An 11,842-nucleotide genomic window follows, 5' to 3' on the forward strand; every position below is an offset into this window, starting at 1 on the left:
CGACATGGCCGCAGCGTAGCCGCTACGACTGGGCTCAGCCGTGCTGTGCACGTCCGTAGTGGTTCGCCGTCGTCTGCCTCTTGCAGTGGTCGACGACGCCGTGGATCTCCTTCTCCGACACGTACGCGTTCTGGATGCGCATGGGCTTGCTCGCGCCCATCGGCAGGAACAGCGCGTCGCCCTGGCCGACGAGCTTCTCCGCGCCCGGCTGGTCGAGGATGACGCGGCTGTCGGACAGCGAGGAGGTCGCGAACGCCAGCCGCGAGGGCACGTTGGCGTTGATGAGCCCGGTGACGACGTCGACCGACGGGCGCTGCGTCGCCAGGACGAGGTGGATGCCGGCGGCGCGGGCCAGCTGGGTGATGCGGACGACCGAGTCCTCCACGTCGCGCGGCGCGACCATCATCAGGTCGGCCAGCTCGTCCACGATCACCAGCATGTACGGGTACGGGGTGTAGACGCGTTCGCTGCCGGGCGGCGCGGTGAGCTTGCCCGCCTTCACCGCCTTGTTGAAGTCGTCGATGTGCCGGTACCCCGACGCGGCCAGGTCGTCGTAGCGGCGGTCCATCTCCCCCACGACCCAGTCGAGGGCCTCGGCGGCCTTCTTGGGGTTGGTGATGATCGGCGTGATCAGATGCGGGATGCCCTGGTACATCGTCAGCTCGACCCGCTTGGGGTCGACCAGGATCATCCGCACCTCGTCGGGGGTGGCGCGCATCAGGATCGAGGTGATCAGGCCGTTGATGCACGTCGACTTGCCGGCCCCGGTGGCGCCCGCGATGAGGATGTGCGGCATCTTCGCCAGGTTCGCCACGACCGTGCGGCCCTCGACGTCCTTGCCGAGCCCGACGATCATCGGGTGGTGCTCGTTGGTCGCGGCGGGCGAGCGCAGCACGTCGCCGAGGCTGACGATGTCCTTGTCGGTGTTGGGGATCTCCACGCCGATCGCGGACTTGCCGGGGATCGGGGAGATGATGCGCACGTCGGCGCTCTTCACCGCGTAGGCGATGTTCTTGGTCAGCGCGGTGACCTTCTCGACCTTCACCGCCGGGCCGAGCTCGATCTCGTACCGGGTGATCGTCGGGCCGCGGGTGAACCCGGTGACCTGCGCGTCGATGTCGAACTGCTCCAGCACGCCGGTGAGCGCGTTCACCACCGTGTCGTTGGCCTTCGTGCGCGGCTTGGACACGCTGCCCGGCCGCAGCGTCGACGGGTCGGGCAGCACGTACTGAGCGTTGACCGGCGATGACAGGCGCCCGATGCGCTTCAGTTCGCGGGCTACGGCGGCGGCGTCCGCAGGCCGATCCTGGGGGTCTTTGGCGAGCAAGGCCAGGATGAGCGCGTCGAGATCGGTGGGGGTGTCGGGGCGCAGCGCGCAGGGGGAAGGGGCGGGTCTGGCCAGGTGCTGGGCGACGACGGCCTGCAGATCGTCGCCGGGGAAGACGTGCCGACCGGTGAGCATGTGGAACAGAGTGCAGCCGAGGGCGTAAAGGTCGGCCCGCCCGTCCAGGGGCTTGCCGGCAGCCTGCTCGGGGGCCATGTAGGCGAAGGTGCCCATTCGGACGCCTGCCGCCGACAGTCCCGCCGTGGCGCCCTGGAGTCTGGCGATGCCGAAGTCGCATATCTTCACCTGCCCTCCGGGCAGCAGCATCAGATTGGCCGGCTTGATATCGCGATGCACCACACCGGCCGCGTGCGCGGCCGCCAGCGCTTCGGCCACCTGGGCCCCATAATCCATTATCTGCTCGATGGGCAGGCCGCCGGGTCGCTGTTCCAGAATCTTGCGCAGGTCCTGTCCGGCCAGCAACTCCAGCACAAGGAACGGGTGCCCGCGGTCCTCACCGACATCGAAGACCGCGGCGATGGACGGGTGGGACAGGCGGGCGGCGGCCCGGCCCTCGCGGCGGAACCGGCCCATCGCCTGGACCATTTCGATCTCATCGCGCCAGTTGGGCAGCAGAACCTTCAACGCGACAGGACGCTCCAATAGCAAGTCGAGCCCGCGCCACACCTCACCCATACCGCCGCGACCCAGCAATGCCTCCAGGCGATACCGGCCCGCCAATTCCAGTCCCGGCTGCACAATCCCGCCCTCACGCCGTCCACCGCCCCAGCCGCACGGCTCCCACCAAGCCTAGGACATTTCACCGGCTGTACCAGGGCGACTCCTACAGAGCCGAGCAACGGTCAAGCCTTGGCGATCCGGCCCTATGCGGCATGGCACGGGAGAAGTACCGAGTATTTGGAAGGGGAGGCGTCCGGGATCCGCGATGATCAGTCCTGCGTGCGTTCAGGCCGTCCAGACGGACGAGTCGGTGCCGCCCACCACGTGGCCCCGCTTGATGGTGGTACGGCGGCCGGGGGCGTTGCGGAGCACGTCGGTGAGCCGAGTGGCCGAGAACAGCACAAGGTCCGCCACGGCTCCCACATGGATGCCTTCGGCCGGTGCGCCGACATAGTGCGCCGCGTTCACCGTCACCATGTCGAAAACCTGCCTGAGCTGCCGGTCCGACCACATGCGGGCGGCAATGGCGGTCACCATGGCGACTTCCGCCGGATCGAGGCGGCCGAACGGGAACCACATGTCGTTCATGTTGTCGCTTCCCGCGGCGACGGTGACGCCCCGGGCGAGCAGCGACCTGAGACGGGCCACTCCCCTGCCTGGCGGGCATGGGGCGTCCCCGACCAGCAGCAGGTTGCCCATCGGGCAGACGCAGACGGCGATCCCGGCGGCGAGTACTGCTTCGACGACCTCGTTGGCGGTCGTTTCGTCGTAGGCGTCCAGGGCGCAGCAGTGGCCGGCTCGGACGCGGCCGGTGAGGCCGGCGCCGATGGTTCTGCGCGCGAGTTCCTCCAGGTCGCGCTGGGCGGGGTCGTAGCTGTAGTCGCAGTGGACGTCGAGGTCCACGCCGGTCTCCGCTGCCAGTTCGACGAGCAGGTCGAGGTGCCGGAGCCGGTCTTGCGGCTCCTCTACGTCGGGGGCCCCGCCGAGTACGTCGGCGCCCGAGGCCAGGGCTTCGCGGAGGAGCCGCAGGGCTCCGGGGTCGCGGACGATGCTCTCCTGGGGGAACGCCACGAGCTGGATGTCGATCAGGTGGCGGTGCCGGTCCCGCAGGTCGGCCATGACGCCGAGGGCCGACAGTCCGCCCACCGGGTCGACGTCGACATGGGCGCGCAACGTTCCCACGCCATGGCCGACGGCGAGCCGGATCGCGGTGGTAGCGCGGTCCTTCAGTTCCTCGGGGGTGTAGCGGGCTTTGACGTGCCGGGTGCGCTCGAGCGCGGCGTCCAGGGGATGGTCATGGGCGCTCGGGGGCAGGTTCGGGTGCGTGAGCGCCTTGTCCATGTGGAAATGAGGTTCGACGAAGGCGGGCGCCAGAAGCCCGCCCTCAGCGTCGATGATTTTCACGGTCGGCGGGGCCGGGAGGTCGCCGATCGCGGCGATCCGCCCGCCCGCCAGGTGGACGTCGACCGGGGTGGTCGAGTCGAGCAGGCGGGCGCCGCGGATCAGCAGTGGTTCAGGTTCCCGTGGCATCGGGCTGTCCCTGCTCGGTGCCGAACCCGTCCAGTGCGCTGCGCTCCTCCAGGGTCGTCAGCTCCTCGAACAGGGTGATCTGCACGCCGCCGGGCGCATCCAGGCGGGCATTGAGCGACTGCCAGGGCGTGACGGTGGGCGGGGCGACGGGTTCGGCGCCCGCGTCCAGCAGTCGTTCGTTGACCGAGCGGGTGTCGCCGACCTCGAACGCGACCCTGAACTTCGGCGCGACCTGCCGGCCCACCTCCACCTCGTCGATGAGCCGCTTCTGCGCCGGGTTGGCGATCTCAAGCGTGGCCCGGCCGGCGTCGAGGATCACTACCCGGGCGTCGCCCTCGCCCGAGAACGCGGCCTGCTCGGGCAGGCCGAGCGCGTCGCGGAAGAAGGCGACGGCGGCCCCGTAGTCCTCCGCCTCGATGACGAGGCGCAGTTGCCGGACGGCGGGGGCGTCGTCTCTTTCGGTGGTCATGGCAACTCCTTCGCTTCGAGCCGTTCGGGTGTCATGCCGACAAGACCGCGGCCGAGGGTGGCGGGATCCCTGGACGCCCAGCGGCCGTGGGTGACCTTCTCCAAGAAGTCGTCGAGCACCGCGTTGAACGCCGCGGGCTCTTCGAGGTTGAGGGTGTGGCCGGTACGCGGCAGCACCGCCAGGGCGGCCCCGGGGATGGTCCGTTTGAGCATGACCTTGACGTCGAGGCAGCCGTCGTCCTCGTCGCCGACGACCAGCAGGACGGGGGTCCGCACCACCGCCAGGCGGTCGCGCAGGTCGTAAAGCGAGGGACGTTCGGCGAGAACCTGGGAGAACGTCAGCGACATGCCGATCGGGTCCCGTCCGGCGAGCCGTTCGCCGAACGACCGCCATCCGTCGGGGTCCTTGAGCCGGTACTGCACGCGCGTGGGGCCGTTCTGGTAGGCGTTCGCGGCGGCCCGCACGTCCTCCCGGAACATGCGGGCGGCCGTGCGCGCCTCTTCGGTGAACCCGGCCCGCTGGTGCGGCGCCGAGCCGTACCCCGCCCCGGCCACCGTCGCGCTGAGGCAGCGTTCCGGGTGCTGCAGCATCAGGTGGACGGCACAGAAGCCGCCCATCGAGAGCCCTACGACGTGGGCGGCGTCGAAGGCCAGCCCGTCCAGGACGGCGATCGCGTCCTGGACGGCGATGTGCTGCCCGTAGCTGTCCGAGCCGACTGGGACGTCGGACGGCGGGTAGCCGCGAGCGTTGTAACGGACGCAGGTGTACCGGTCGGCGAAATGCGCCACCTGCGCTCGCCAGTCGTGCAGGTCACCGGCCACCTCGTGCAGGAAGAGCAGGGGCGGACCGGCCCCTTCCACCTCGACCGCCAGGCGAGTGCCGTCGGGGGTCGTCACGGTGGTCATTCCGGCGCCTCCCCCGCCCGGGCGGCCTTGAGCGCGGCCCATGCCGGCCACACATGCCGCATGAGCTGGAACGCCAGCGCGGTGACGGGCATGGGGAAGTCGCCACTGTCCGCTTCCCGCTGCACCGACCGCATGTCCTTCAGGAGGATGTCGAGGTCCTCGCCGGGCACGTAGTGCTCCCACCAGGGCTTGACACGCCGCCAGTTGTCCACGACCCAACTGCCGCCCACGCTGACCGAGAGCATCTCCATCAACTGGTCTTCACCAACGCCGAACTCGTCGGCCAGCCGGATCGCCTCGTACACGCCCATCATGTTGACGCCGAAGGTGAGCTGCACGGCGAGCTTGGCCGCCTGGGCAGTGCCCACCTCCTCACCGACATGGAAGATGTTGCGGCCCATGAGGTCCAGGAGGGGGCGAAGCCGCCCGAACACCTCGGGTGCGGCCGACACCATCAGCGTCAGTGCGCCCGCCTCGGCGCCCCAGGGTCCCCCGGACATGGTCGCGTCGACGGCGGTCACGCCGTGTCCGCCGAGTTCGGCCGCCAGCGCGCGCATCGTGGATGGGTCGAGGGTGCTGGCCACGACGACGGTGAGCGGGCGGCCCTCCCGGGCGACGCCATGCTCGCCGAGCAGGACCTCGCGGGTCTGCGCGGCGTCCCGCACCACGGAGAGGATCACGCCAGAGGACGCCCTGGCCGCCTCGCGGGGGGAGTCCACCAGCCGGATGCCCGCCTCGGCGGCCTTCTCGCGGCGTTCCGGTGAGGGATCGTATCCGTGTACTTCGTGGCCGCCCTTGACGAGGTTGCCGGCCATTCCGAGGCCCATCGCGCCAAGGCCGATGAAGCCGATGCTCTCCGTCATGTCCGCTGCGCTCCCTGGGATGCGAGGCCGGTGGCGGCCGCCGGCAGGTCGACGACCAGCACCGAATCGGCCGCCGCGGGCAGTTCGCGGGCCAACTCGGCGTGCCGGGGGTTTCGAAGGTAGGCGTCGCGGGCGCGCTCGCCGGGGAAGGCGATGGCGAGCCCGGTCGTGTAGCCGCCGCCGAACGGCTCGATGCTCACGTCGGGACCGGCGTAGACGTCGCCGGCGCCCAGTTCGGCGGCGAGCGCGGCGAGCCGGGAGGTGAGGTCGTCTGCCCGTGACTCCTGTCCGTCCCGGGGCCTGACGAGCACGATGTGGACGAGGCTCATCGGGCCGACTCTTCTCTGGCGAACGGGCTCACACGGGGTTCGCTGCGGAACTGCACCGTCTTGTACTCAGTGAACTCCCGCATCCCCTCCTCGCCACCCTCGCGTCCAAAGCCGGACGCCTTCACGCCGCCGAACGCCAGCGCCGGTGACCCGTCGCTGGCGGTGTTCACCCAGACGGTGCCGGCCTGCAGCTCGCCGCTAACCGCGAAGGCGCGGTCGAGGTCCCTGGTCCACAGGGACTGGGCGAGGCCGTACTCGGTGGCGTTCGTCAGGTCGACGGCCTCTCGGTCGGTGCCGAACGTCGTCACCGACAGGACGGGCCCGAAGATCTCCTTCTGGAACACCGGCGACTCGCGGTCCACGGAGGCGATCACGGTCGGCTGGTAGAAGGCGCCCTCCGCCAGTTCGGGGTCGTCGGGTGGACTCCCCCCGGTCAGGACCTTCCCGCCGGAGTCGACCCCGGCGAGCACGGCCGCGTGGACCCGGTCCCGGTGCTCGTGGTGGATGAGCGCCCCGATGTCGGTCCGGGGGTCGTCGGGCATCCCCACCCGCAGCGCGGACGCGCGGGCGGCGACGGCGGCGGTGAAATCGTCGGCCACGGTCTCGTCCACGAGCAGCCGCGAGCTGGCGACGCACGACTCCCCCTGGTTGGCGAAGGCGGCGAAGACGATGCCGTCGGCCGCGGCTTCCAGGTCGGCGTCGGCGAAGACCACGTTGCCGGTCTTGCCGCCCAGTTCCAGCCCGACCCGGGTGAGAGAGTCGGCGGCCGCGCGCATCACCTCCCGGCCGACCCGCGTGGATCCGGTGAACGAGACGTAGGAGACCAGGGGGTGGGTCACCATGGGGAGCCCGGCGCCGGGCCCCGTGCCGGTGACCACGTTCACCACACCGGGCGGGAAGCCCGCGTCCTCGCAGCGGGCGGCGATCTCCAGCGCGCTGCCGGAGGTGAACTCCGACGGCTTGACCACCACGGTGCATCCGGCGGCCAGGGCGTAGGGGAGCTTCTGCAGGAGGACGAGCGCCGGGAAGTTCCACGGGATGATCAGCGCGGCGACCCCCACCGGTTCCCGGGTCGCGAGCGCGGTGTACGCGGGCGCCAGGCCGGTGTAGGCCTCGCCCTTGGACGTGCGGGCGAGCGCCGCGGCCTGCCGGACGTGCGCGATGCCGAGTTCGATGTCGCCGCGCGCGAACGCCAGCGGCTTCCCGACCTCCTCGGAGTCGAGGGCGGCGAGCCGGTCGGCGTCGTGTGCCAGAAGTGCGGCCAGGTTCTCCAGGAGCGCGGCGCGGGCCATCGCGGGGGTGCGCCGCCATTCCGTGGATGCGAACGCCCGGGCGGCGGCGCAGGCCGCGGCGTCCACGTCGTCCGCCGTGCCGGCCGCGTAGCGGGCCACGACCCTGTTCGAGGCCGGGGCGCGTCGCTCCAGGAGCGGGCCGTCGACCCGCTCCCCGGCGATGTGGTGGCCGTGGACGCGGACGGCGGTGTCACGGGAGCTCATCGGCTCAGCTCCACGATCTCGCTGCCCGCGATGTGCGGGACTTGGCCCCGGCCGGCCTCGACGACCGCCTGCCATTCGGGATCCTCGCGGAACGCCGTCCAGCGGGTCTCGCGGTCGTGCTCGTCGGCGAACTCCAGGACGTAGACGAGTTGCTCTCCCTTGGTCAACCGCCGCAGCCAGGGGCCGTGCGCGGTGATGCCGTGCTTGTCGAACAGGGGGAGGCTGGTGCCGACGAACTGGTCGAGCAGCGCCTCGGTGTGGCCTGGCGTGATGGTGTAGTAGCGCAGTTCTGCGATCATGTGGGCCTCCTCGTCGGATTCGGTCAGGTCCAGGCGGCAAGGACGTCCCCGGTCGCCGCCACCACGGCGAACCGGCTCTCGGCGGTGCGGAGCGCCGCGGCGTGCAGACCCATGTCCCACGACGCGCAGGCGTCGGCGGCGATGGTGACGTGGAAGTCGCGGGCGAACGCCTCGCGGGCGGTGGTGTCCACGCAGACGTTGGTGGAGACGCCGCAGCAGAGGACGCTGTCGCATCCCAGGCTCCGCAGGATCAGTTCCAGGTTGGTCCCGGTGAAGCCGCCGTAGCGGTATTTCTTGACGACATGGTCTCCGGGCCGGGGCGCGACCTCCTCGGCGATCTCCTGCCCCCAGGATCCGTCGAGGCAGATGTCGGGGGCGGAGTACGCGGCGCGTGAGCGCGCGTCCCGCCACACCGGTGAGTCGGAGGCGCCGCCCGGCAGCGTGGTGTGCTGGCTGTGGATCACGGCCACCCCGGCATCGCGGGCAGCCTCGGCAAGGTCGGCGGCCACGGGCAGGATCCGCTGGGCGTGGCTGACGTCCCGGCCGCCCACGGTGGCGGCCTTGCCGCGTGGATGGACGAAGTCGTTGGACAGGTCGATGAGGATCAGCGCCGTCCGGTCCGGCCGCAGCCGGTCGGCCAGCGTGGCGGTCGCCGTCATGACAGTGCCTCCGTGGCGTGCTCGATCGGGTCCGGCCGCCGCGCCTCCGCGCCGGGCGGGCGGGACCGGCCCGCCTCGGTCGGGAGCGCGGTGACGAGCCACCGCCGGCCGAGCCGGTCGGCCGCGGCGGCCGGGTCCGCGGTGGGCGCCATCAGCGCGTACAGGCCGCGCCTTCCTTCCAGGCCGGTGACCGGAGCGGTCATGCCCGCGCCGGCCAGCCGGGCGGCCTCCAGTCCGTTGCGGGCGGCCAGGCATCGCTGGAACGTTCCGAGCAGGGTGCCTGACAGGATCTCCAGCCCGGACGCCTGGGTGACGGCGATACCGACCGCGCGGGCCGTCGCCTCCCCGTCCAGGCCGTCGTGGCGGGCGGCGGCGCAGGCGGAGCCGACGAGCACGGCCGCGCACACCGGATCCCACCCGCCCACGACGTGGCCGTCGAGCGAGTCGCGCACCCGCAGAGCGGGTTCCAGCCCGGCGGCCAGACTTTCCGTCGCGCGGTCGTCGGCGCTGCCGGCGTGGTGCAGGAGGGCGCAGGCGACCCAGTAGCCGACCGCCGCCCGCTGGTCGCGGCCGGCCGCCGCCTCCAGTCCGGACAGGTTCTCGCACAGAGCCGTCGCGGCGGCGGCCGCGTCCGGCGGGACGGGCGTCTCGGCGACGAAGCCGGCGACGCTCGCGGTCGTCCCCTCGCTAACGGTCATCGGACCACCACTTCCCTCTGGGACTCCTCCAGCAATGCCTGGACGGTCCCCGGTCCGGAACCCTCCCCCAGGCGCGCGACCGCCTCCCAGATCGCCCTTGCCCGGCCGGGCACCAGGGCCTCGGCCTTGCCGATCAGCTCGTCGTCGGTCAGCGGGCGCAGCAGGCTTCCCCGCGCGTGCTCGACGGCCGACACGACGGTTCCCCGGTCGACGGTGTGGATCTCCAGTACGGCCGAGTCCCGCGGCATGCGGGGTTCCGGGCACAGCTCGACGCGCGCCCGCAGGCGGGCCAGCACCGGGTCGGCCACCGCCGCGTCGCCGAACTCGGCGAGCCCGCCGGTGCCGCGGGCCAGGCCGGCGGCCACCCCGTGCACCGCCGAGAAGCGCGCCTGCAGACCGGTCCGCGGGTCGAGCCGCCCCATCAGCTCCGGAACCAGCGGATGGCAGCGGTAGCGGATCCGGACGACGTCCGCCGGGGCTACACCGCGGTCGTGGGCTCCAACGGCCGCGTCGATGCCGGGGTGCGCGACGATGCCGCACGGATAGGGCTTGAAGGTGTTGTCGGCAAGCTCCCAACGCGTCCCGAACCCGTCGAGAAGGCGGTCAGGGGACCGCCCCCCGGGCGCGAGGGCGCGCAGCAGCCCGCCGGTGTCCGGGAGGACGGCCGCGGCGCCCCCGGTGAACCGGCCGCGGGCGGCCTCGGCGGCGGCCAGTACCCCGCCCGCGGCCGCCTTCCCGGCATGGAAGGGCTTGACCTCGGTACCGAACGCCTCCCGATGCCCGAGCGTTTGCAGGGACGCCAGCCGAAGCGCGGCCGCCAGCCGGTCGCGACCGGGCGCGCCGAGCAGTCCGGCGGTGGCCGCGGCTCCGACGACCCCGCAGGTACCGGTGATGTGCCAGCCCCGGTCGTAATGCTCCGGACTGACCGCCAGGCCGAGCCGCAGCTGCACCTCGCAGCCGAGGGCGAAGGCCGCCAGCAGGTCCCGCCCGGATGCGCCGGCGGGCCAGCCCGCCGCCCAGGCCGCACCGAGGACGCTCGCCCCGGGGTGGATGACCGTCTCCAGGTGGGTGTCGTCGAAATCGTCCAGGTGCGCGGCGAAGCCGGTGAGCAGCGCCGCGTCGGCCGGGCCGGCGTTCCCGCGCACACCCGGAGCCGCGGGCATGCCGGTCGGTGCGGCCAGGGCGGCGGCAAGCCTGCCGACCTGGGGGGAGCCGGACGCTCCCAGAGCCACTGCCAGGACGTTGAAGAGCGTCCGGCGCGCGGCCTTCGCCACCTCCCCGTGGAGCGGCCGGGAGGCGCAGTCGAGCACCGCCTCGGCGATCTCCTCGTAGGAGGGTGCGGCACCGGTGGTCATGTGCTCGGCTCCAGCCAGGTGATGGCGCCGAAGGAGAAGGCCAGCTGGGCCAGCCCGGCGTCGGAGGCCCCGTGCCAGTGCTCCTCCCCCGGCTCGATCCACACGATGTCGCCCTCGGTCACCTCCAACGGGTCGCGGCCGCGGCGCCCGACGTAGCCGGAACCCGCCACGATGTGGATCACCTGGCCGTCGGCGTGGCTGTGCCAGTGGCCGCGCACGCCCGGGTCGAGCCGGATCAGCGCGGTGGTCGCCTTGCTGGTAGGGCACCCCTGGACGGAGGAGCTGAACGCGGCGCCGGTGAAGCGTTCCGGTTCGGGGACCGGTGCGGGGTCCTTCAGCAGGTCCGCGGTACGGAAGAGCTTCACGCCACGACCTCCCTCTCGTGCGGACCGTCGGCGACGGGTTCGACGGAGACCTCGGTGAAGCGCCGCATGGTGTCGACGAGGGCGGTCTCTGCGGGCAGCCGCTCCATGCTGGACGCACCCAGGAAACCGGCCGCGCCCGGGACCATCCGCAGCACTTCCTGGGCGTCGCCGGGCGTGGCGATCGGTCCTCCGTGGCATACGACCAGCACGTCCTCGCGCGCGGACTTGGCCTCGTCGCGGATCTCCCGCGTGCGCGCCGCCGCGTCGGCGAGCGACATGGGGGACCTGGCGCCGATCATGCCGGCGGCCGTCAGCCCGACGTGCGCCACGACGATGTCGGCGCCCGCGGCGGCCATGTCACGCGCCTCCTGCTCGGTGCGCACGTAGGCGGCCGTGATCAGGTCCATCTCGCGGGCGGTGCGGACCATCTCCACCTCCTTGTCGAAGCCGTAGCCCGTGGCCTCAAGGTCCGCCCGCACGCTGCCGTCCAACAGGCAGACCGACGGGAAGTTCTGCACGCCGGCGAACCCGAGTTCCTTGAGCTGCCCCAGGAACAGCGGGATGTTCTTGAACGGGTCCGTGGCGCAGACGCCGGCGAGCACCGGTGTCCTGCGCACGACCGGGAGGACCTCTGCGGACATCTCCACGACGATGTCGTTGGCGTTGCCGTAGGGCATCATCCCGGCCATCGACCCGCGCCCGGCCATACGGAACCTGCCCGCGTTGTAGATGACGATGAAGTCGACGCCGGCCTCCTCCGCGCACTTGGCGGACAGGCCGGTGCCGGCACCCGCGCCGATCAGGGCGCGGCCCGACCGGACCCGCTCGTGGAAAAGGGGGACGTAGTGCTGGCGGCTCATTGCCGTTAC

13 protein-coding genes are annotated in these 11,842 nt (G+C 72.0%); all 13 read right to left on the reverse strand.

Going from position 1 to position 11,842, the window contains the following annotated elements; genetic code table 11:
* Positions 1-34 precede the first annotated feature (34 nt).
* Complete coding sequence (locus K4S16_RS27965) at positions 35-2,020, reverse strand: DNA translocase FtsK (protein WP_149261997.1); 1,986 nt, start codon at positions 2,018-2,020, stop codon at positions 35-37.
* Positions 2,021-2,290: 270 nt separating this feature from the next.
* Positions 2,291-3,535 (reverse strand): amidohydrolase family protein, encoded by a 1,245-nt coding sequence (locus tag K4S16_RS27970; protein ID WP_149261998.1) that lies wholly within the window; start codon positions 3,533-3,535, stop codon positions 2,291-2,293.
* Positions 3,519-4,004, reverse strand: coding sequence for a VOC family protein (locus K4S16_RS27975; protein WP_149261999.1), 486 nt, complete (start codon positions 4,002-4,004; stop codon positions 3,519-3,521). Before K4S16_RS27975 ends, K4S16_RS27970 begins: the two co-directional genes overlap by 17 nt.
* Positions 4,001-4,909 (reverse strand): alpha/beta fold hydrolase, encoded by a 909-nt coding sequence (locus K4S16_RS27980; protein ID WP_149262000.1) that lies wholly within the window; start codon positions 4,907-4,909, stop codon positions 4,001-4,003. The genes K4S16_RS27975 and K4S16_RS27980 overlap by 4 nt, the downstream gene beginning before the upstream one ends.
* Positions 4,906-5,772 carry an NAD(P)-dependent oxidoreductase gene (locus tag K4S16_RS27985; protein WP_149262001.1) on the reverse strand — a complete coding sequence of 289 codons (867 nt, stop codon included), beginning with the start codon at positions 5,770-5,772 and terminating at the stop codon, positions 4,906-4,908. Before K4S16_RS27985 ends, K4S16_RS27980 begins: the two co-directional genes overlap by 4 nt.
* Positions 5,769-6,101, reverse strand: a complete 333-nt coding sequence (locus tag K4S16_RS27990) for a Dabb family protein (protein WP_149262002.1) — start codon at positions 6,099-6,101, stop codon at positions 5,769-5,771. The genes K4S16_RS27985 and K4S16_RS27990 overlap by 4 nt, the downstream gene beginning before the upstream one ends.
* Positions 6,098-7,597 (reverse strand): aldehyde dehydrogenase family protein, encoded by a 1,500-nt coding sequence (locus tag K4S16_RS27995; protein WP_160161057.1) that lies wholly within the window; start codon positions 7,595-7,597, stop codon positions 6,098-6,100. The genes K4S16_RS27990 and K4S16_RS27995 overlap by 4 nt, the downstream gene beginning before the upstream one ends.
* Entirely contained in the window at positions 7,594-7,896 is a 303-nt protein-coding gene (locus K4S16_RS28000) for an NIPSNAP family protein (RefSeq protein WP_149262004.1), read from the reverse strand. Before K4S16_RS28000 ends, K4S16_RS27995 begins: the two co-directional genes overlap by 4 nt.
* Before the next feature lie 23 nt (positions 7,897-7,919).
* Positions 7,920-8,555 carry a cysteine hydrolase family protein gene (locus tag K4S16_RS28005; protein ID WP_149262005.1) on the reverse strand — a complete coding sequence of 212 codons (636 nt, stop codon included), beginning with the start codon at positions 8,553-8,555 and terminating at the stop codon, positions 7,920-7,922.
* Complete coding sequence (locus K4S16_RS28010; protein ID WP_149262006.1) at positions 8,552-9,253, reverse strand: MmgE/PrpD family protein; 702 nt, start codon at positions 9,251-9,253, stop codon at positions 8,552-8,554. Before K4S16_RS28010 ends, K4S16_RS28005 begins: the two co-directional genes overlap by 4 nt.
* On the reverse strand, positions 9,250-10,608 hold the full coding sequence (locus K4S16_RS28015; RefSeq protein WP_149262007.1) for an MmgE/PrpD family protein: 1,359 nt from the start codon (positions 10,606-10,608) through the stop codon (positions 9,250-9,252). The genes K4S16_RS28010 and K4S16_RS28015 overlap by 4 nt, the downstream gene beginning before the upstream one ends.
* Positions 10,605-10,973: a cupin domain-containing protein gene (locus tag K4S16_RS28020; RefSeq protein ID WP_149262008.1), complete on the reverse strand. Its 369-nt coding sequence runs from the start codon at positions 10,971-10,973 to the stop codon at positions 10,605-10,607. Before K4S16_RS28020 ends, K4S16_RS28015 begins: the two co-directional genes overlap by 4 nt.
* Positions 10,970-11,833, reverse strand: a complete 864-nt coding sequence (locus tag K4S16_RS28025) for a phosphoenolpyruvate hydrolase family protein (protein WP_149262009.1) — start codon at positions 11,831-11,833, stop codon at positions 10,970-10,972. The genes K4S16_RS28020 and K4S16_RS28025 overlap by 4 nt, the downstream gene beginning before the upstream one ends.
* Between the last annotated feature and the right edge of the window lie 9 nt (positions 11,834-11,842).

The sequence above is a fragment of the Actinomadura sp. K4S16 genome (genome assembly GCF_008327685.1).
In the GTDB taxonomy this organism is placed as follows: Bacteria; Actinomycetota; Actinomycetes; order Streptosporangiales; family Streptosporangiaceae; genus Spirillospora.

What these genes read in the sequence shown, in the direction of transcription:
- K4S16_RS28005 (WP_149262005.1), bottom strand. Translation starts at nt 8,555, where the DNA reads ATGACGGCGACCGCCACGCTGGCCGACCGGCTGCGGCCGGACCGGACG.
- K4S16_RS27990 (WP_149262002.1), bottom strand. Translation starts at nt 6,101, where the DNA reads ATGAGCCTCGTCCACATCGTGCTCGTCAGGCCCCGGGACGGACAGGAG.
- K4S16_RS27975 (WP_149261999.1), bottom strand. Translation starts at nt 4,004, where the DNA reads ATGACCACCGAAAGAGACGACGCCCCCGCCGTCCGGCAACTGCGCCTC.
- K4S16_RS27995 (WP_160161057.1), bottom strand. Translation starts at nt 7,597, where the DNA reads ATGAGCTCCCGTGACACCGCCGTCCGCGTCCACGGCCACCACATCGCC.
- K4S16_RS28010 (WP_149262006.1), bottom strand. Translation starts at nt 9,253, where the DNA reads ATGACCGTTAGCGAGGGGACGACCGCGAGCGTCGCCGGCTTCGTCGCC.
- K4S16_RS27970 (WP_149261998.1), bottom strand. Translation starts at nt 3,535, where the DNA reads ATGCCACGGGAACCTGAACCACTGCTGATCCGCGGCGCCCGCCTGCTC.
- K4S16_RS28025 (WP_149262009.1), bottom strand. Translation starts at nt 11,833, where the DNA reads ATGAGCCGCCAGCACTACGTCCCCCTTTTCCACGAGCGGGTCCGGTCG.
- K4S16_RS27985 (WP_149262001.1), bottom strand. Translation starts at nt 5,772, where the DNA reads ATGACGGAGAGCATCGGCTTCATCGGCCTTGGCGCGATGGGCCTCGGA.
- K4S16_RS28015 (WP_149262007.1), bottom strand. Translation starts at nt 10,608, where the DNA reads ATGACCACCGGTGCCGCACCCTCCTACGAGGAGATCGCCGAGGCGGTG.
- K4S16_RS28000 (WP_149262004.1), bottom strand. Translation starts at nt 7,896, where the DNA reads ATGATCGCAGAACTGCGCTACTACACCATCACGCCAGGCCACACCGAG.
- K4S16_RS27965 (WP_149261997.1), bottom strand. Translation starts at nt 2,020, where the DNA reads ATGGGTGAGGTGTGGCGCGGGCTCGACTTGCTATTGGAGCGTCCTGTC.
- K4S16_RS27980 (WP_149262000.1), bottom strand. Translation starts at nt 4,909, where the DNA reads ATGACCACCGTGACGACCCCCGACGGCACTCGCCTGGCGGTCGAGGTG.